General features: G+C 63.4%; 18 protein-coding genes. 14 read left to right on the forward strand and 4 right to left on the reverse strand.

Features of this window, described 5'->3' with window-relative positions:
• Window positions 1–175 precede the first annotated feature (175 nt).
• Window positions 176–1,036: an MBL fold metallo-hydrolase gene (locus P3T17_RS27295; RefSeq protein ID WP_429409563.1), complete on the forward strand. Its 861-nt coding sequence runs from the start codon at window positions 176–178 to the stop codon at window positions 1,034–1,036.
• Window positions 1,037–1,079: 43 nt separating this feature from the next.
• On the opposite strand, the gene P3T17_RS27300 is transcribed toward P3T17_RS27295, so the two are convergent.
• Both P3T17_RS27300 and P3T17_RS27305 read right to left on the reverse strand, forming a co-directional pair.
• Window positions 1,080–2,819 carry a cobaltochelatase CobT-related protein gene (locus P3T17_RS27300; protein ID WP_429409564.1) on the reverse strand — a complete coding sequence of 580 codons (1,740 nt, stop codon included), beginning with the start codon at window positions 2,817–2,819 and terminating at the stop codon, window positions 1,080–1,082.
• Between the two features lie 5 nt (window positions 2,820–2,824).
• Complete coding sequence (locus tag P3T17_RS27305) at window positions 2,825–4,084, reverse strand: AAA family ATPase (protein ID WP_429409565.1); 1,260 nt, start codon at window positions 4,082–4,084, stop codon at window positions 2,825–2,827.
• Window positions 4,085–4,442: 358 nt separating this feature from the next.
• On the opposite strand from P3T17_RS27305, the gene P3T17_RS27310 reads away from it, so the two are divergent.
• From P3T17_RS27310 to P3T17_RS27360, 11 genes are all read left to right on the forward strand, one after another.
• On the forward strand, window positions 4,443–5,528 hold the full coding sequence (locus P3T17_RS27310) for a porin (protein WP_429409670.1): 1,086 nt from the start codon (window positions 4,443–4,445) through the stop codon (window positions 5,526–5,528).
• Between the two features lie 145 nt (window positions 5,529–5,673).
• Window positions 5,674–6,795 (forward strand): NAD(P)/FAD-dependent oxidoreductase, encoded by a 1,122-nt coding sequence (locus P3T17_RS27315; protein WP_429409567.1) that lies wholly within the window; start codon window positions 5,674–5,676, stop codon window positions 6,793–6,795.
• 363 nt (window positions 6,796–7,158) lie between these two features.
• Window positions 7,159–8,256, forward strand: coding sequence for a BMP family ABC transporter substrate-binding protein (locus P3T17_RS27320; protein ID WP_429409569.1), 1,098 nt, complete (start codon window positions 7,159–7,161; stop codon window positions 8,254–8,256).
• Between the two features lie 36 nt (window positions 8,257–8,292).
• The gene (locus P3T17_RS27325; RefSeq protein ID WP_429409570.1) at window positions 8,293–9,408 is read left to right on the forward strand and encodes an ABC transporter permease; all 1,116 of its coding nucleotides are present in this window, start codon (window positions 8,293–8,295) and stop codon (window positions 9,406–9,408) included.
• Complete coding sequence (locus P3T17_RS27330; protein ID WP_429409571.1) at window positions 9,401–10,327, forward strand: ABC transporter permease; 927 nt, start codon at window positions 9,401–9,403, stop codon at window positions 10,325–10,327. Before P3T17_RS27325 ends, P3T17_RS27330 begins: the two co-directional genes overlap by 8 nt.
• A 65-nt stretch (window positions 10,328–10,392) precedes the next feature.
• Window positions 10,393–11,085, forward strand: coding sequence for a biuret amidohydrolase (gene biuH / locus P3T17_RS27335; RefSeq protein ID WP_429409572.1), 693 nt, complete (start codon window positions 10,393–10,395; stop codon window positions 11,083–11,085).
• 6 nt (window positions 11,086–11,091) lie between these two features.
• Window positions 11,092–12,714 carry an ABC transporter ATP-binding protein gene (locus P3T17_RS27340; RefSeq protein ID WP_429409573.1) on the forward strand — a complete coding sequence of 541 codons (1,623 nt, stop codon included), beginning with the start codon at window positions 11,092–11,094 and terminating at the stop codon, window positions 12,712–12,714.
• Window positions 12,715–12,873: 159 nt separating this feature from the next.
• A complete protein-coding gene (locus P3T17_RS27345) occupies window positions 12,874–13,536 on the forward strand; it encodes a cysteine hydrolase family protein (protein WP_429409574.1) in 663 nt (220 codons plus the stop codon).
• Between the two features lie 2 nt (window positions 13,537–13,538).
• Window positions 13,539–13,937, forward strand: a complete 399-nt coding sequence (hpxZ, locus tag P3T17_RS27350) for an oxalurate catabolism protein HpxZ (RefSeq protein ID WP_429409575.1) — start codon at window positions 13,539–13,541, stop codon at window positions 13,935–13,937.
• A gap of 1 nt (window position 13,938) precedes the next feature.
• The gene (locus P3T17_RS27355) at window positions 13,939–14,700 is read left to right on the forward strand and encodes a GntR family transcriptional regulator (protein WP_429288812.1); all 762 of its coding nucleotides are present in this window, start codon (window positions 13,939–13,941) and stop codon (window positions 14,698–14,700) included.
• Window positions 14,701–15,001: 301 nt separating this feature from the next.
• Window positions 15,002–15,964 (forward strand): carboxypeptidase-like regulatory domain-containing protein, encoded by a 963-nt coding sequence (locus P3T17_RS27360; protein ID WP_429409576.1) that lies wholly within the window; start codon window positions 15,002–15,004, stop codon window positions 15,962–15,964.
• Window positions 15,965–16,027: 63 nt separating this feature from the next.
• On the opposite strand, the gene P3T17_RS27365 is transcribed toward P3T17_RS27360, so the two are convergent.
• A complete protein-coding gene (locus tag P3T17_RS27365; protein WP_429288814.1) occupies window positions 16,028–16,315 on the reverse strand; it encodes a DUF4148 domain-containing protein in 288 nt (95 codons plus the stop codon).
• Window positions 16,316–16,714: 399 nt separating this feature from the next.
• On the opposite strand from P3T17_RS27365, the gene P3T17_RS27370 reads away from it, so the two are divergent.
• Both P3T17_RS27370 and P3T17_RS27375 read left to right on the forward strand, forming a co-directional pair.
• On the forward strand, window positions 16,715–16,930 hold the full coding sequence (locus tag P3T17_RS27370) for a hypothetical protein (RefSeq protein WP_429409577.1): 216 nt from the start codon (window positions 16,715–16,717) through the stop codon (window positions 16,928–16,930).
• A 59-nt stretch (window positions 16,931–16,989) separates the two neighbouring features.
• Entirely contained in the window at window positions 16,990–17,286 is a 297-nt protein-coding gene (locus tag P3T17_RS27375) for a hypothetical protein (RefSeq protein ID WP_429409578.1), read from the forward strand.
• Between the two features lie 54 nt (window positions 17,287–17,340).
• On the opposite strand, the gene glgA is transcribed toward P3T17_RS27375, so the two are convergent.
• Entirely contained in the window at window positions 17,341–18,927 is a 1,587-nt protein-coding gene (gene glgA / locus P3T17_RS27380) for a glycogen synthase GlgA (protein WP_429409579.1), read from the reverse strand.
• Window positions 18,928–19,311 lie beyond the last annotated feature (384 nt).

The following is a 19,311-nucleotide window of genomic DNA, read 5'->3' on the forward strand; positions in this document are numbered from 1 at the left end:
GGGCCGCGGCAGCCAGGTCCGCCGGCCCTGAACGGATTATCGGCATGCGCTGCCCGCAATTGTCTAGAGTCAAACCCTCGGTGGCGCTACGCGGAGCGCATAGGTGGGCCTGAGCGCCGTTGCCGGCGCGCAATAGCGAATAATATGGCTTTGAACCGCTCGCCGGAAATCGACCATGCCGCTCCTCATTGAAGCTTTTTTCGATCACGCCACCTCGACCGTGACCTATGTGGTCCATGCGGGCGACGGCTCGGCCTGCGCGGTGATTGACCCGGTGCTCGATTACGACCCGAAAGCCGGGCGCACGTCGACCGCATCGGCGGAGCGGGTGGTCGCGTTCGTACGCGAGCACAGTTTGCAGGTGGCGTGGCTGCTTGAGACGCACGCGCACGCCGATCACCTGTCGGCGGCGCCGTACCTGAAGGAAGCGCTGGGTGGCCGCATCGCGATCGGCGAAAACATCCGCACGGTGCAAGGGGTCTTCAAGGGCGTCTTCCATCTCGGTGCGGAGCTTCACGCTGACGGCAGGCAGTTCGATCATCTGTTCGCGCCGGACGAAACCTTCAGCATCGGTGCGTTGCAGGCGCGGGCGCTGCATGTGCCGGGCCATACGCCAGCGGACATGGCGTACCAGATCGGCGATGCGGTGTTCGTCGGCGACACGCTGTTCATGCCGGACGTAGGGTCGGCGCGTTGCGATTTTCCAGGCGGCGACGCGCGGATGCTGTACCGCTCCGTGCAGAAACTGCTCGCGCTGCCGGCGCAAACGCGGCTCTTCATGTGCCACGATTACCCGCCCTCGACGCGCGAGCCGCAATGGCAAACCACGGTGGCCGAGCAGCGGCGCAGCAACATCCACTTGCACGACGGTGTGACGAAGGACGAATTCGTTGCGATGCGCACGGCGCGCGACCGCACGCTCGAGATGCCGACGCTGATTCTGCCCGCCATTCAGGTGAACATCCGCGCCGGAGCGTTGCCGGAGGCGGAGGCAAACGGCGTGCGCTATCTGAAGATTCCGTTGAATACGCTTTGATTCTGCGCGTCTGAATCTGCCTTGAATCCGCCTCGAATTGTCTCTACCGCTTCAGCAACATCGCGCTCAACACGGAAAACACCGTCGACGGCAGTTCTGCCAGCCGGCTCACGACCACGTTGTGCGGATAAAACGCCTCCACCGCGTCGGTCAGCACGCCGATCCCCACCAGTTCGATACCGGTCTTCTGGATCGCCGTCACGCGTTGCCGCAGATCGCTGCGCAACACCAGCGGATCGCCGTCGCCGGTGGCGGGATAGCCGTCGGAGAACACCATCAGGATACGGCGCTCGGCGGCATGATCGGCGAGCCGCGTCGCTGCCCAGGCGAGTGCTTCGCCGTCCGGATTTTCGTGACCGCAGTCGATGCCGGTGAGGCCGCTCAGATCCGCCGTGCCAAAACGTTTATAGATCTGCAGATCGAGCCGTTCGACGAGCCGGTTGTAGCGGTGCAAATCTGCGCCGGCGGCCTTTTGCCGGGCGTAGAGCAGTTTCATCTGCGGGGATTCGATCGAACTGTAGCCGAGCACTTCGCAATCGAAGCCCAACTGGGTTAGCGCGTCGCCTAGCGCGGCGGCGCACAACTGGGCCAGTTCGATCTTGCGGCCCGCCATCGAACCGCTGCGATCGATCAGCAGCGTGACGGCCACGTCGCGTCCTTTGGTGGCGCGTTTCACCTTGAACGGGGTTCGATAGCCGGGCGACGTGGCGAGCTTCGCCAGCGACGGCCGGTCGATCTCGCCGCGCTCCTGCTCGCGCCGCCAGCGCGTGCGCTCGTCGGCGCTGAGTGCGCGCTCGAGCTTTTCCTTGAGTTGCGCGGTTTCGGCTCGCGCCCGCGTGCGCAGTTCGCGCCAGGCGGCGAGGTCGCCGCGGCCCGTCTGGTCGTTGACCACGTCGAATTCGGTGGCAAGCGGGATCGACATCACCATCCGGGCAGACGCGCGCAGGGGTTGTACCGTGCTGTCCGCACGCGCGGCGGACGGTTGCGCATCGGCGAGCGCGTGCCCCATGCCGGCGCCGTTCAAGGCCTCGGCGCCACCGCCCGGATCCAGCGGCGCGGCTGCTGCGTTCTCTTCGCTGGCGCGCGTGCCGTCGCTTTCGAACGGCTCGAAGGAGGAGCGCAGCGGATCGGTATCGATGTCCTCCGCGGTGCTGCCCGTGAACATCATGTTATTGACGTCGCCCGCGGATAGCGCCCGGACCCGCGCCAGAATCTCCCGCGCGGCGGCGATGCTGTCGGCGGTCGACCGGCTGCGGCTCGCCCGCTCGAGCAGATCGTGCGCGGCCACCATCGCAGCGGAAAGCGACTGGCTGTTTTCCGCGCCGCTGGTGGTCTCGTCCCACAGCCTGCGCTCGACGCGCCAGATAAAGCGCTCGCGCCAGCGCAGACGATTCCAGCCTTGCTGCGTGCGGGCCGCAGCATGTGCGCGCAGCTTGCCGATAAACCAGCGCGCACCGGGATACTCGTCGAGCAACTGGCCGCACACGCGCCGGTCTTCGATCACCTGCGCGAGGTTCGCTTCGACACCGCGAGGCAGCGCTTCGAGTTGCGCGAGGTCCGAATGTTTTGCGCGCGCCACTAGCAGGTCGAGATAGCCGACCAGTACATCGGTCGAGAGGGCGCCGCCCACCTCGTAATCGGGAATGACGATCCGTCCGCGCTCGACCCGCGGTCCATCCGGACTGAACACGACGCTCACGCCATACTGCCCCGTGAGGACGCGCGCAATCTTGCTGAGCGCGGACTCGAACTCGAATCCTTTGGCGTCGCGCGCCGCGTGCATCGCGCTCACTCCGCCGGAGCGATGTGATGACGAATGATGCCGCGGATCAGCGTGGCGTCTTCCGGGCTCACCTTGGCGTAGATGGCAGGGCCGGCCGCGCGCTCGGGGTCGCCGGTGCGCAGCATCAGTTCGGCCCAGTCGAGGAGCCGCCGGGTGGAGAAGGCGCTCGCGAGGTCTTCGCGTGCAAACGCCGCACGGCAATCGGCTGCGATCGCCGCGAGCGTGGCGGCGACAGTAGGCGTCATATGCGGGGCGAGCGTGCGCACCAGCACGTCGGTTTCTTCGGCCGGCGAGAGATAGTCGAGCAGATAGACGCGCCACCGGTCGAGAAACGCCTCATTCATGAGATTCGCGCCCTGATACAGATGGCGGAACTGGCTCATGGCGCCGACCGCATTGGCCGTGCCGAACAGGCGAAACGCCGGATGAGGCGCCACGACCTCGTTGCCTTTTTCCTTCAGCGTGAGGCGGCCATGCGGTTCGAGCACGGCGGTCAGCGCGGCGAGAATCGACGGCTCGGCGAAGTCGATCTCGTCGACGATCAGCCAGAGTCCTTCGCGCATGGCAGTGGGCAGGACGCCGTCGACCCAGAGCGTCTCGCCGCCCTTGACGGTCCAGAAGCCGACGAAATCGCCCACCGTCGTCTGGCCGTTCATGTTCGAGCGCACCACGCCATGACCGGCACGCGCCGCCACCTGTTCGATCAGACTGGTCTTGCCCGCACCGGTGTGGCCGATCAGCATGACGCGTTTGTTTTCGACGATATCTTCGACGATGTCGTTAAAGCGCTCGGAGAACAGATAGGCAGGGTTGACGCGCGGCACGAGCGGGCCGCCGGCGCCGCAGGGCACGTCGACTTCGCCGATGCGAACCGTCGCGGCACGGGCCTCACCGGAGCTGGAGCTGGAGCCGGGGCCGAGGCCAGCGCCAGGGGCGCCAGCACACGCACGCCGCTGCGCCGCCGCTCGCTGCAGGTCCGGCATAAACGCTGCCCGTTGCAGTGCATCCGCTTCTGGTACCGCACCTCGCGCCTCGAAGACGAAACCTTCCCGATGCCACTTCTTCAGCTTGGCGCGCAGGTTTTCGGCGTCGACCACCAGATCGATATCGACGGCGCCATTGCCTTGCGCGTGCTGCACGCCGTGTTCGAGGCGATAGGTTTGCGGCCGGTCCGCTACGGTGACGCGCCACCACTCGTCGCCGGTGTCGGTGGCGCGCAGGTAGAGGCCAAGGTGTTCAGCTTCAGTCAATTCAGGAGCGTTCATCGGAGCGTGTCGATCGGGTTCAGCCATGCCGGCCAGGAGCAAACGTCTATCTTATCCCGGACCTGCGAGCGGGCGCAGGCCGGTTCCATCTGCGAATGGCGATTCGCCTCGCGTCCGGTCGCCGCTTCAGGCTGTTTCAGATCGACCGTTACCGGCCCATTCAATTAAGTAATTCGCACAATCGGGCCTCGGTCGAATGCCCCGACGCTGTTTTGCGCAGCCGGCTTTTTTCACCTAGAGTCAACTTATCCAGCGTCGCGAAAGCCCGCTCGCATAGGGTCTGGAGATGGCCCGTTTTGGGCGAAACCAATAAATAGATGGTGTTCGGCAGAATAAAATGAAACTACGCGAACCGTTGATGGCCACCTTGCTGGTGGCAAGCCCTTTTGCGCAAGCGCAATCGAGTGTCGTGCTCTATGGGCGGCTCGACGCGGGTCTGCAATATATCAATCATGTGCCGACCGGCAACGGCGGCACCGCAAATAGCTGGAGCGCCGAAGGCGGCGACTGGGGCACCAGCATGCTGGGGTTCAAAGGCACGGAAGATCTGGGTGGCGGGTTGCACGCCATCTTCACCCTGGAAACCGGTTTGCAGGTACAGAACGGCACCACGAGCGGCGGCTTGCTGTTTTCGCGGCGTGCATTTGCGGGCCTGAAGAGTGACGAGTGGGGCACGCTGCAGGCCGGCCGCAACCTGTTTATCGATAGCGACGGGGTGTGGGAATTCGACCCAATGGTGCAGCAGGCGTTTTCATCGGCCTCGCTGGTGCGCGGCCGCAACTGGCAGCAGACCAGCAACAACGTCGAATATCACAGCCCCGTGTTTGGCGGTTTCGACGTACAAGGCCAGTACGCACTCGGTAATCAGCCGGGCGCCTTCAACAACGGCGCGGTTGGCCAGTTCGGGCGCTCCGACGGCATCATGCTGACGTATCACTCGACGTTGTTCGACGTGCGCGGCATCTACGACGAGCTACGCGACAGCAACGGCCAGTTCGCCAATATCTTCACCAGTTCGCGCGAGTTTTTCGCGGGCGCGAACGTGCACTTCGACTCGGTCAAAATCCAGGGCGCCTATACGCATTACTCCGCACCGGATACGCCAGCCGGTCTCGCGGACAGTGCGAATTACTACTGGCTGGGCGCGACCTACACGTTCAATCCAACGTGGGCTGTGACGGCAGCGGGCTTCTACGTGATTGTCGGCGATGGCGGCGGCGATGCGCTGCACGATCCATCCGGTCACGCCTCGATGTATACGCTCAGCACAACGTACAACTTTACCAAGCGGACTTTCCTTTACGGCACGATCGCTTACGTGGACAACAGCAGGCAAGCCGACTTCTCGCTGCTCGCCAATCCTCGTGAAGGCACGGGCAGCACAAGCCCGCTGCAAGGCGAGTCGCAGACGGGGGCGTACGTCGGGATCATGCATCAATTCTAAAGGCGATCACGGCGACGACGGTACTGTCCACACAGTTCGTGGTGGCATCGTTGCCGGGATGCGGCCGAGTCTGTATGGTGGGTGAGCCATGCGCGCCTGGTCGTGACCAGAGACGACCCCGCGTGCTCAACCCCAAGGACGCCGAATGACTTCAGAAGTAACCCCGCCGACAGATCCATCACAGGCAGCGCCTACCCCGCAACAAGCTGGCGGCCTCGACGCGTCGCAAGGGACATCTGATGTACCGCTACGCACCGACGTACTGATCGTCGGCGCTGGACCCGTTGGACTCTTTGCCGCGTTCGAAGCGGGGGTAATCGGCCTGTCGTGCCACATTGTCGACGCACTCGACCGCGTCGGCGGCCAATGTACGGAGCTGTATCCCGACAAGCCGATCTACGATATCCCGGCCATACCGTCGTGCACTGCGCGCGAACTGGTCGAGCGTTTGCTGGAGCAGTGCAGACCGTTCGACGTACCGATTCATCTGGGTCAACGGGTCGACACCGTCGAGCAACGCGACGACGGCCGCTGGACCGTCAAGACCGGCCAGGGGCTCGTGTTCGATGCCGCCGCCATTCTGCTTGCAGCAGGCAACGGCGCGTTTGCACCGCAGCGGCTGGCATTGGACGAGGCCGTGCCGCTCGAAGGGCGTCACGTACATTACAGCGTGCCGAGGCTCGCGGATTTCGCCGGCAAGAACGTGGTTGTGGCGGGCGGCGGCGACTCGGCGCTCGATTGGGCGCTCGCACTGCGTTCGGTGGCGCGCAAGCTGACGTTGGTGCATCGGCGCAATGGTTTCAGTGCTGTGGATTCGAGCGTCGAGCAGATGCGGCGTGCAGTCGACGCCGGGGAAATGACGTTCATGGTCGGCGCGGTCGGTGGCTTGAGCGCGCCCGACGGCAAGCTCGAATCGATTGAGATTCGCCAGATTGGCGGCGCGACCCAGATCGAAGCGGATCATCTTGTGGTGCTTTATGGACTGGTGGCGAATCTTGGCCCCATCGCTGACTGGGGGCTAAGCCTTCATGCCGGCCGGATCGACGTCGATACGTCGAACTACGAAAGCTCGCGGCCAGGCATCTTCGCGGTAGGCGACGTCGCCAACTATCCGAACAAACAAAAGCTGATTCTGTCCGGCTTCCATGAGGCATCGCTGGCCTTGCGCAAGGCTTACACCTATGCCTACCCGGAACAGAAACGGGTGCATGTGCATTCGAGTTACGACGCCAAACTCGCGGCTCGCGTTGCGGCGAGTACAGAGTAGGGTGGTTTAGGCCGACCCCGCAGTCCGTCCCTTCCGCTTCCCCCGTCGACCGTAAATCGCGCACGATCCTGCGCGGTTCACGATCGCCCCGTTGTGGGGAATGACGCACAAACATAGGCCGTCCTCCAGCCGTCCGGGCCTGTCCCGGTTCCCCAGCGAAGTTCCTCGCGGCGCGCCGCAGACCCTTGCTGCGTAAGCCTCTGCGCCACGTAATGGGCTACGCACCCGTCAATTGGCATAACTCCTGCTCTATGAGTTCAAACTTGTATCCAAGATTGAACTCATGAACCTCACGCGCTTCGACGCGCCGTTTTCTACCGCTATCGCTGCAATCAACCTCAACCACACGAGACCGGATCCGCTATGAGCAATCGTCGCCACTTTCTAAAGAATGCCAGCCTGCTGACGCTCGGCGCGGTGCTGCCGTTCGAATCCGTTTTTGCCGCCGGCAAACTGACCGTTGGCGTGATCTATGTTGGCGCCCGCGGTGACTACGGCTATAACCAGGCGCAAGCCGCCGCCGCCAACGTAATCAAGGCGCTCCCCAACGTCAAGGTGGTCGAAGAAGAGAACGTGCCGGAGACCATCGCCGTGCAGAAGTCGATGGAAGCCATGATCGAACAGGACGGCGCGACGCTTGTCTTCGCCACCTCGTTTGGCTACTTCGATCCGCACGTGCTGAAGATGGCCGCCAAATATCCGAACGTGCGCTTCGCGCATTGCGGCGGTTTGTGGAAGCAGGGCAACCCGTCGAATATCACCAGCTACTTTGGCTATATCGACGAATGCCAGTACCTGAACGGCGTTGTTGCCGGCCATATGAGCAAGAGCAAGAAGCTCGGTTTCGTGGCGGCCAAGCCGATTCCGCAGGTGCTGCGCAATATCAATGCGTTCACGCTCGGCGCACAGTCGGTTGATCCTTCGATCACCACACATGTGATTTTCACAGGCGACTGGTCGATGCCGGTCAAGGAAGCCGAATCGGCCAACAGCCTCGTCGATCAGGGCTGCGATGTGCTGACCTGTCACGTCGACGGTCCGAAGGTGGTGATCGAAACCGCCGAAAAGCGCGGCGTCATGAGCTGCGGCTATCACGCGAGCCAAGCGGCACTCGCGCCGAAAGGCTATTTGACGGGCGCCGAGTGGGACTGGGCTACGCCGTACAAGGAACTGGTGGCAGGCGCGCAAACCGGCAAACCGCAACCGAACGTCTTGCGCGGCGGCCTCAAGGAAGGCTTCGTGAAGATGTCGGCATATGGTCCGAAAGTCACGCCCGACGCACGCCAGAACGCTGACGGCGTGAAATCGAAAATGATGTCCGGCGAGTTCGTGATCTTCAAAGGCCCGATCAAGGACAACAAGGGCGGCGTGGTAGTCGCCGACGGCACGAGCCATATCCAGACCGACTACACCTTGGAAAGCATGAACTATCTGGTCTCGGGTGTCGTGGGCCAGATCTGATTCTTTCGCAATCCGAACGTCTTTCAAGGAGCGGCTATGCGCCCTAATGCGAGTTCTGCCCGGCTGATGCTTGGGGTGCTGCCTGCGTTGCCGACCCTGTGCGCGCTGGTGGGCACGCTTTTGCTGTTCTGGCTGTTTCTGCTGGTGCAGGGCGCGCCGGCGTTCGATGCGATCGGGCTGATTTTTCAGGGCGCATTCGGTTCGTCGTTCGCATGGCAAAGCACCTTGCTGCGCGCGTCGCCACTGATGTTGACCGCGCTGTGCGTCGCTTTGCCGGCACAGGTCGGGTTGATCGTGATCGGCGGCGAGGGTGCGCTTGCGCTCGGCGGTCTCGCCGCCGCGGTGGTGCCGCAGTGTTTGCCTGCCGGTACACCGTGGCTCATCGCGACGCCTTTGATGGCCGTGGCAGGAATGCTCGCGGGCGGCATCTGGATCGGAGCGGTCGGGGCGTTGCGGCAATGGCGCGGCGTCAACGAGACAATCAGCAGCCTGTTGATGTCGTACATCGCGATTGCGCTATTCAAGCACCTCGTCGAAGGACCGTTGCGCGATCCCGCGAGTCTGAACAAGCCCTCGACGCTGCCCGTGCCCGACCCAATGACGATCGGCTCGCTGCCGGGACTCGAAGTGCACTGGGGCCTGTTGTGGGGCGTGGTGGCCTGTATTGCCGCGTGGGTGTTCGTCAAGCACAGCACCAAGGGCTTTGCGATGCGCGTGGTGGGCGGCAGCAACCGCGCGGCCCGTCTGGTCGGTTTGCCGGTCGGCATGCTGGCGCTGGCGGCCTGTTCGATGGGAGGCGCCGCAGCGGGTCTTGCCGGCATGTTCGAAGTGGCCGCAGTACAGGGCAGCGCGAACGCATCGTTGCTGGCGGGTTACGGCTACAGCGGCATTCTCGTCGCTTTCGCCGCGCGTCAGAACCCGCTGGCCATCGTGTTGTGCGCGGTGCTGATCGGTGGGATCGAAGCGAGCGGCAGTCTGCTGCAACGTCGCCTCGATCTGCCCGATGCGACCACGCTCGTTCTGCAGGGGTTGCTGTTTGCCAACCTGCTGGCATGGGAAGCGTTAGGCGGCCGTATCGTCGCATGGCGCGTGAAACTGCAGGCGCTCGTGGTGACCGAAGTGCCGGTGCAACTGGAGAAGACTCATGCCTGATATGCACTCGCCTGTGGTGGTTCTGCTGCTCTCGTTGCTGGCCGGTGCGATTCGCGTGAGCACGCCGTATCTGTTCGTGAGTCTCGGCGAATGCCTCACGGAGAAGGGCGGCCGGGTGAATCTCGGTCTCGAGGGTATTCTCGTCTCCGGCGCGATGAGCGGCTACGCCGCTTCCTATCTGACCGGCTCGCCTTGGCTCGGTGTGTTGGCCGCAGGCGTCGTAGGTCTGCTATTCGGATGTCTGCACGGTCTCGTGTGCTCGTTGCCGCGCGTCTCCGATATCGCCTTCGGCATTGCTCTGATGCTGCTCGGTACCGGCCTCGCGTTCTATCTTGGCAAGCCCTTTATCCAGCCGCAGGCGCCGATGCTGCCGTCGATCGATCTCGGCAGTTGGGCCGTCTCGCCGCAACTGCATAACGCACTGCATATCAATCCGCTGTTCGTGATCGGCATCGTGCTGGCGTTTCTGCTGCAGTGGGGTCTGCGCAGCACGCGCTGGGGCATGACGCTGCGCCTCGTCGGCGATCACGCCGAGACGGCACGCGCGATGGGTTATCCGCTCACGCGCATCCGGATTGCAGCCACTGCAATCGGCGGCTTTTTCGCGGGCGTCGGCGGAGCTTACCTCTCGCTCGTCTATCCGGGCAGCTGGAACGAGGGGCTTTCGAGCGGGCAGGGGCTGATGGCCGTCGCACTGGTGATCTTCGCGCGCTGGCAGCCGTTGCGATGCCTCGTCGCAGCGCTGCTGTTCGGTGCGGCGGGTGCGCTCGGGCCCGCGTTGCAGGGCATTGGCGTGACGAGCGGTTACTACCTCTATAACGCCGCACCGTATGTACTGACGCTCGTGATCATGATCATCAATTGCCGTCCCGATCGAACATTGGCCGGCGCACCCGGCGAACTGAGCCTGACGCGCTGATGTGCTGACGCGAGCACGCGTTCGCGCATAGCGCCTGTCGATGCCAACCTGAAGAGACCACCACCATGACCCGATTCATCGATGCGAAGCCTTACCCCTGGCCCTACGACGGCGACCTGCGTCCCGAGAATACGGCGCTGGTGATCATCGACATGCAGACGGATTTCTGCGGCCACGGCGGCTACGTCGACAAGATGGGGTACGACCTCTCGCTCACGCGTGCCCCGATCGAGCCGATCAGCAGGGTGCTCGCACTGATGCGCGAGCAGGGCTTCACGATCATTCACACGCGTGAAGGGCATCGTCCAGACCTGTCCGATCTGCCGGCCAACAAACGTTGGCGCAGCCGCCGCGCAGGTACGGACGGCGTGGGTATCGGCGACGACGGTCCGTGCGGCCGCATTCTGGTGCGCGGCGAACCGGGCTGGGAAATCATCGACGAACTCGCGCCGTATCCCGGCGAGATCATCATCGACAAGCCCGGCAAGGGCTCGTTCTGCGCGACCGATCTCGAACTGATCCTGCGTACGCGCGGCATTACCAATCTGGTGCTGACCGGCATCACCACCGATGTCTGCGTCCACACGACGATGCGCGAAGCGAACGATCGCGGCTTCGAATGCACGGTGCTGGCGGACTGCTGCGGGGCGACCGACAAGGGCAATCACGACGCCGCGCTGCATATGATCACGATGCAGGGCGGCGTGTTCGGCACGGTGTCCGATTCGCACGCGCTGCTTGCCACACTCGGACGCTGACCGATCATGTCGACTCCCGCTCCCTACAACCAGCCGCAAGACGCCGCCACGCACGCCCTGGGCGTCGAGGTGCTTGGCGCTTCAAAAACGTTCGGCACGTTTCGCGCGCTCGACAAGGTTTCCATCAAGGTTGCACCCGGCACGATCCACGCGTTGCTAGGCGAAAACGGCGCAGGCAAGAGCACGCTGGTGAAGGGACTCGTCGGCTATGGACTGCTCGACGAAGGACAGATCACCGCCGACGGCCGCGAAGCGAAAATCGCTTCGCCGCGCGATGCGCAGGCGCTCGGTATCGGCATGGTGTACCAGCATTTCACGCTGGCAACCGGCCTCTCGGTGGAAGAGAACCTGTTGCTGGCGCGTGGGCGTCTGTCCTGGCGGATCGACTGGAAGAGCGAACGCGCGGCCTTGACGGAGTTCATGAAGCGCATGCCGTTCAGCCTGCCGCTTGAGGCGCCCGTCGCCGGACTCGCGGCCGGCGAGAAGCAGAAACTGGAAATTCTCAAACAACTGTATCTAAAGCAACGTTTCCTGATTCTCGACGAACCGACTTCGGTGCTCACGCCTCAGGAAGCAGACGAAGTGCTTGGCCTGATGCGCGATCTCACGTCACGCGGCGAACTGACCGTGCTGATGATCACGCATAAATTCCGCGAGGTAATGGCCTACGCCGACGACGTCACCGTGTTACGCAAAGGTCGGCAGGTCGGCACGACGGCCGTCGCACATACCGATCGCGACCAGCTTGCGAGCTTGATGATGGGCACAAGCTCGGCACTGCAGACCGATTCTGCGGCGAAGGATTCACCAGTACTGGCCGAGATCCGTACCGAACGCCCAGCGCGCAAGCCGGTCGATCCGCACGCAGCGATCCGGCTGGAACTGCGCGATCTTTCGGTGCAGGACGATCGCGGCCATACCGCCGTGCGGCACGCCACGCTGGCAGTGCGTGCCGGCGAGATTCTCGGCCTCGCAGGGGTCTCGGGCAATGGCCAGAAAGAACTGGTCGAGGCCCTGGTCGGGCAGCGCCGTCCGGTAGAAGGCGAGATGCAGATTGCCGGTGCGCCGTATCAAGCCACTCGCGAACAGATGACTACACGACGTGTGTTTGCGATTCCCGAAGAGCCGCTCAGGAACGCCTGCGTCGCCGGGATGAGCGTGGCGGAAAACCTCGCCTTGCGCGACTTCGACCGCGCGCCCGTGTGCCGCAGCGGCTGGCGCCTCGATCGTCGGGCGATGCGCGAGCGGGCCACACAACTGATCCGCGATTTCAACGTAAAGCCTCCTGTGCCGGAGCGGATGATCGGCACGCTATCGGGCGGCAATGTGCAGCGCGCCGTGCTGGCACGCGAGCTGGGACAACCGGTAGATGTGCTGATTGTCGCGAACCCGGTGTTTGGCCTCGACTTCGCGTCGGTGGCCGATATCCACGCGAGACTGATCGCCGCGCGCGATGCCGGTGCAGCCGTGCTGCTGGTCAGCGAAGACCTCGATGAACTGCTGGAACTGGCTGACCGCATCGCCGTGATGGCGGAGGGCCGGCTGGTCTACGAAACGCCGGCAGCGAGCGCTGAGCGCGCAGTGCTTGGGCAGCACATGGCGGGACATACAGAGGAAGCAGCGCTTTAGGACACGTGCAGGGATGAGCGTTCCAGGACCGTATAAAAACGGGGGCAGTGGCAGGTGACTGCGTGCCAATGGCAAGCAGGGCAGGGATAGAGGACCGGTGACGGCGGGCGGCGCAAGCCGCCCGCACGTTATAACAAGGCTTAAACCAAGGTTTAAACCATGAGCAGCGAAGTTCAGGCTTTACCCTCGCCGTTTGTTTTCGAGCCGCGCCACACCGCGCTCGTGATCATCGACATGCAGCGCGATTTCATCGAGCCAGGTGGCTTTGGCGAATCGCTTGGCAACGATGTCTCGTTGCTCGCCGAGATCGTTCCAACGGTCGCGGAGCTGCTAGCGCTCGCGCGCACGGCAGGCTTAATGGTGGTGCACACCCGCGAGTCGCATGCGCCGGATCTCTCCGATTGCCCGCCCGCGAAGCGCTTGCGCGGTGCGCCGCAGATGCGCATTGGCGACCCCGGGCCGATGGGGAGAATTCTGGTGCGCGGCGAACCCGGCAATGCGATCGTCGACGCGCTCGCGCCGCTCGCAGACGAACTCGTCATCGACAAGCCCGGCAAGGGCGCGTTTTATGCAACGCCGTTGAGCGGCGAGCTGAATGCGCGCAGTATTACGCATTTGCTGTTCGCCGGCGTAACGACCGAAGTCTGCGTACAAACTTCGATGCGCGAAGCGAACGATCGTGGCTACGAATGTCTGTTGATCGAAGACGCGACCGCGAGCTACTTTCCCGCGTTCAAGCAGGCGAGCCTCGAAATGATCCGCTCGCAGGGAGGCATCGTGGGCTGGACCGCGCCGCTCGCGGCATTGAAAGAGGGACTGTGAGGATGGAAGTCAACAAGCCGGAGATCGTCGCCGAAGTGACAGCGGCCTTTGTCGAATACGAACGGGCACTGGTCGACAACGACGTCGAAGCAATGAACGCGCTGTTCTGGCACACGCCTGAAACCGTGCGATACGGAATCGCCGAAGTCCAGCACGGCGGCGAAGCGATTCGTGCGTGGCGCGCGTCGTGCGCGCCGGTGCCACGTTCGCGACGCCTGCATCGAACGGGGGTGACCACGTTCGGCAACGATTACGCCACCGTCAGCACCGAGTTCACCAGCGACGCGACCCCGTTGCTCGGCCGCCAGATGCAGACCTGGGCACGCATCGAGTCTGCGGCGCAGGCGCACCAGGGTTGGAAAATCGTCGCAGCGCATGTCAGTCTGATCGCAATGCCTTGATATGAGCGAAAACGCAGCTGCAAACGTAATCGGAAGCGGTACAACGGGTGGCACCGCAAGCCCCTCGCCAAATGCACCGAACGCTCCGAACGCGCTGGCCGAGCAGGTGTATCAGCAACTGAAGAGCGACATCTTCAGCTTCCGGCTTTTTCCCGGCGACCGCTTCTCCGAGAGCGACATCGCGCAACACTACGGCGTCTCGCGCACGCCGATGCGCGACGGCCTGTTTCGCCTGCAGCGCGAGGGATATCTGGAAGTGGGGTTCCGGCGCGGCTGGAAAGTCTCGGAGATCAACTTCGAGCAACTGGACCAGCTCTACGATCTGCGCATCGTGCTCGAACTGGCTTCGCTCGAGCGTCTTACCTCGGGCAATGCGCCGCATGAGTCGATCGATCCGCTCAAGGCCGTCTGGTGCGTCGAAACCGAGGCGCGCGAGAGCGATCCCGTCACCATGTTCGGCATGGATGAAAACTTCCACCGGCAGCTCGTCGCCGCGACCGGCAATCGGGAAATGCTTCGCGTCCACAACGAGGTGACCGAGCGCATCCGCATCGTGCGGCGGCTCGATTTTCTGAAGCCGCATCGCACCAGTGCGACCTACGACGAGCACTCGACGATGCTGCACCTGATCGAACGCAACCGCCTGCCCGAAGCCAGCATTCTGCTGCGTGCGCACATCACGCAAAGCAAACTCGAAGTGCGCAAGATTACGTTGTCGATGCTTGCCGCCGCGCGCGATCAGAAGCTGCCGTTTGTGTCCTAGCCCAAGCAACGATCTCGCTGCGTAGCATGACGCGCGCCGCGAACTTGCACCCGCAATGTGCGAATTCAGGTCGATCATGCTGGAACATGGCGGACATCGACTAATTCGCGCGGCCTTTGGGGCGCAGCGAAAGCAAATGGGTTTGCTACACTGCGATTGGGTTTTGCAGTACCCGCGACGCAACTTATCCCCGCAAGACTACGCGTGCCGCTGTGTTTCCAAAGAAGTTAAGCGAAGCGCTCATTGACGCTCCCTGAATCGACCCGACGCAATACTCCCGAGAATGTCCCGGAGGTGATTCATGTCCACTACGTTTTCCGGTTTGTCGAAGACTCTCCGGTGGACGCTGATGTGCGGCGCTGCGGTGCTAGCTTTCGGCACGCACGCGCAGCGTCTGCTGGCCCAACCCTCGGCCGTTCCATCCGAGCTGCTCAGCGACGATGAACGGGTCGCTTTCTGCACACAAATGCGACGCGCCTCCACACCGCAGGAACGCAGCGCGGTGACTGCGAGCATGCGCGATACGTTGACGCCGCGCGCCAAGGGGCAAGGTGTTGCATTGCCGGCGTGGCTGATCGAAGGACGGCCTGCCAGCGAAGGCGGCAGCATACCGGGGCTCAGCTGCGAACCCGGCACGCCGCGGCCCCACGTGCAGGCCGCTGCACCGGCACCTGCTCCCGTCCCGGCTCCTGCGAGCGCGCGGGAAGTGCCTGAACACAAAGCGCCGCTGCCGCGCGAACTGGCGACGCGTGAGCCTGTGCCACATGTACCTGCCCCCGCAACGCAGGAACCGGCCACACGTCCGATGCCGGTTCGCGAGCAGACCGTGGCGAACGTGCCGGGCGTCCCAGCAAGACCCACGCTACCGGACGACGATGCGCCGGTGCGCAACGCCGTGCCGAGCGACATCCCCGTGGCGCACGACGACCACGGTGTCGCATACGTCACAGGCGGAGTGGGGCAAGATGAGGTTGCAGCGTTTCGCGGACTGGCCTCCGGCTACAACATGCGCGCGACCTTTACGACCGGGTCGGGCGAGTATCTGTCGGGCGTCGCGGTGCAGGTAGCGAGATCCGATGGCACCGTCGTATTCAACGCCACATCGGATGGTCCTTATCTTTATGCGCGGCTACCGCAAGGCCACTATCGGCTGGTTGCCAGCCTCGACGGCGCGCAGCGCAGTCGCGATCTCTACGTGCCCGCCCGAGGGGGCGTGAAACTGAACCTCGTCTGGCCGCTGCTTCACTCGAACTCAGTGAACTGATGAGGCCCGTACCGCTCGCGGAACACGCCGGTCGTTCAAACCCGGCGTGTCGCGCCCGCGAGCTTAATTGCCCCTGTAGACGGTGCGGTTGAGGGTCTTCATCTGACCGTCGGTTTCCGCCTGATACAAGTCCTGCTTCACCTCGGCACGGGTGAGGCCGGCGGGCGCGCCAGAGGCCACTTGTCCATTGGTATCCATGCCGACGCCGCTATTCTGGTTGCTGTTGGCGTTGTCATTTCCCATGTTCGAAGTTGTGGCCGGTTGAGGCGCGTTCGGGGTGTCCTGCGCGAATACGGGCGCGGCGCAAGTCATGACGGATACGGCTGCTGCAATATAAGCGATTCGGATCATATTCGACTCCTTGGTGAAAGGACGTTTGGATGGTCGGCTTTGTTTTCTGATGCGACGCCGATTCCGGTCTCCACAACGCCAGTTCAGTCTACGGCCGCAGCCGGGGCGCAATGCTGACGCGTCCATGACAAAACAGCCAGCAAACGATTGCGGCCCAAGAGGCTCCGTACGAGCGCCGGTCAGGACAATGCGTGTCGCATAACATGCCAGTCTTTCCCCGCAGTGACATCAAGTTGACCCCATGTTCCAGCAAAACTGACACTCACGGTCAAGCCTCGCATCAATCTGCAGGCACACTGGCGGTCAAGCAGCATCATGAGAGCAATCAAGGCAATGCAAGGCCATACACGCACGCACCGACGGGCGAAGACCTTATTGATGGGAGTGCCCGGGGAAGCAATGAATCACCACCAGCTCGAAAAAGATATCGAACATCTTGAACACCTGCTGCCGCGTATCGCCGCGCTGGACGGCGCCTTGCCGCTAAGCTACTGGCGCAGCCGGCTCGCCAGTGTGACGGTCGCGGCGCGCGTGCCGTCGCAGGTCAGCCGGGTCAAAAGACTGAACGACGCGCTGCTGGCGCTCGAAGCCCGCGAGAACGATCCGGCACCGTAATATTGGCTACGCAGGCATCGTTTATGCTGCGATCCCGGTATTTACGGGAAAAAATCGCCATGACTCGCGAAGAGTTCGACAACCGGTTAGCCATGATCTTGCAGGACGCTGCCTTCGGCACGACCGCCGACCTTACGGATCGCGCCGTCGCTTACTGGAATGGCCAGCGTATCGTGTACGCGACGCTGCGAGACGACGACAGCGGCCTCATCGACAAGGAATTCAGTCTGGAGGGGCACTGGAGCGAATGGCGCGAGTGGCTCGAGGAATGGATGGTCCAGCCGAGCTTCAGCGTGCGGCCGGAACTACAGGATGAGACCAGGGTCGCGCCTTCTTCCGGCACGCCCACGCCGTGACCTCGCTTTAACCTCCCGCTTTAAGCTTCCGTTTACAGCTAGCCGCCAAGACCGCTACTGAACGGCTGCCGCCTGCGAATTGTCGGCGGGTACCGGCCTCGCCGCGGTACGGCGGCGGCGCGCGGCGATAGCCGGAACTGTCGTCGGCTCTTCGCGCGGTGCCACAGGGCGCGCATCCGTCAATTCGCAGTACACGTCGACATAGCGTTTGACTGCCGTGCCCCAGCCTGAATCGCGCGTCATCGCATTACGCTGCAGTGCGCGCCACAGCGATGGATTCTTGAACGCCTCGACAGCACGCGCCACGCCGCCAGCGACATCCTCGAGCGACTCTCCTTCGAACAGGAAGCCGGTCGCCGCGCCCGATTTGCCCAGCCCTAACGCATAGTCGGAAATCGTGTCGGCTAGACCGCCCACGCGCGAGGCCACCGGAATCGTACCGAAGCGCATCGCGTACAGTTGCGTGAGCCCGCACGGTTCGAAGCGGCTCGCGTGCAACAGCATATCCGCGCCGGCATGCAGCATGTGCGCGAGTGTCTCGTCATAACCAATGCAGGTGCCGACACGTCCTGGCCAACGCGCAGCCAGCTCGCGCATGCGCGCTTCGATTGGCGCGTCGCCCTGGCCCAGAATGGCGAACTGCAGCCGCTCGTGCCGCGCCATCATGGCTGGAATCGCCTCGGCCACCACCTCCGCCATCTTCTGTTCGGTGAGCCGGCTGCCGATCGCCACCAGCGGCACGAACGGTTCGCGTGCAAGTCCGAATGCCTGTTGCAACGCCCGTTTGCACGCGTATTTGCCCGCTACGTTGTCAGCCGAATAATTGCTCGTGATCAGCGCGTCGGTGGCGGGGTTCCACATCTGCATGTCGATGCCGTTGGTGATGCCGGAGAGCTTGTGCGACTCCGCGTTCAGCACGCCTTCCATCCGATGGCCGAAGCGCGGTGTCAGAATTTCCGTCGCATAACGCTCGCTCACAGTCGTAACGCGGTCGGCGTGGACGATCCCGGCCTTCATCAAACTAAGCGAACCGTAGAACTCGATGCTGCGCTCGTCGGTAAGTGCCGGCGCGAGCAGTTCAGGCGGCACGCCCATCCACGGACCGGCGGCGAGCGGATAGTTACCCTGAAACGCGAGATTGTGGATCGTGAAGACGCTGCGGGCCTGCACGCCGCCGAGTTTCATGTAGAGCGGCGTGAGTCCCGCGTGCCAGTCGTGAGCGTGCACGACGTCCGGCCGCTTGATGCCGCGCACGCCGCGCGCAATCCGCGCCGCGGCGGCAGCGAGCGATGCGAACCGCACGAGGTTGTCCACGTAGTCGCGGCCGTAGCGGTCGCGGTAGATGCCTTCGCGTGTGAACAGATGATCCATCTGCAGCAACAGCACCGGCACGCCCGTGTCGGGCATCTGCGCCCGGATGATCACGCCGTCGCCGCCCGGCAGACCCGCGAGTCTGGCCACGCGGGTCGCGCCGAGCACGCGCTCGAGTGCGCCGGGATAGGCGGGCATCAGGATCGACGCAGCGACGCCGGCTTCGCATAACGCGGCGCCGTATGCGCTGACCATGTCGGCGAGGCCGCCCGTTTTTGCAAGAGGGGCTGCTTCGGATGCAACCAGTAAAACGTTGAGCGGCGTCGGCATAGTCGGATAAAAATTTGGCGGTGGGGCGTAAGCGGATAGACGTACGGCAGAAATCAAACCGATAGTTTTCAGCAAGCACTGTGCCCGTGGCCCTTGAACGAAGGGGGAGCTGCGAGTTCAGCCGCGGCGAGTGCGTGTCCTCGCTCGTCGACGTGCGCTCGCGCCACCTGCGCGCAGCGCTCTTTGCCGCGCTGTACAAGGATCTGCGGCTTGCGGCCTAAAGCGAAGCCGCGTGTCGATTCAGATTTGCATCGCGTAGCGCATCACATATTTGCGATTTTCGTACGGAGCTCGTGACGCATTCGTGGCAGCACGCGTCTGGCAAGACGGTCAATGCGGGGCAGTTTTTACGCACGACGGCTACACAACAGTGCAGCGATGCAC

Origin of the sequence: Paraburkholderia sp. GAS82 (assembly GCF_050436285.1) — a bacterium.
GTDB classification, from domain to species: domain Bacteria; phylum Pseudomonadota; class Gammaproteobacteria; order Burkholderiales; family Burkholderiaceae; genus Paraburkholderia; species Paraburkholderia phenazinium_B.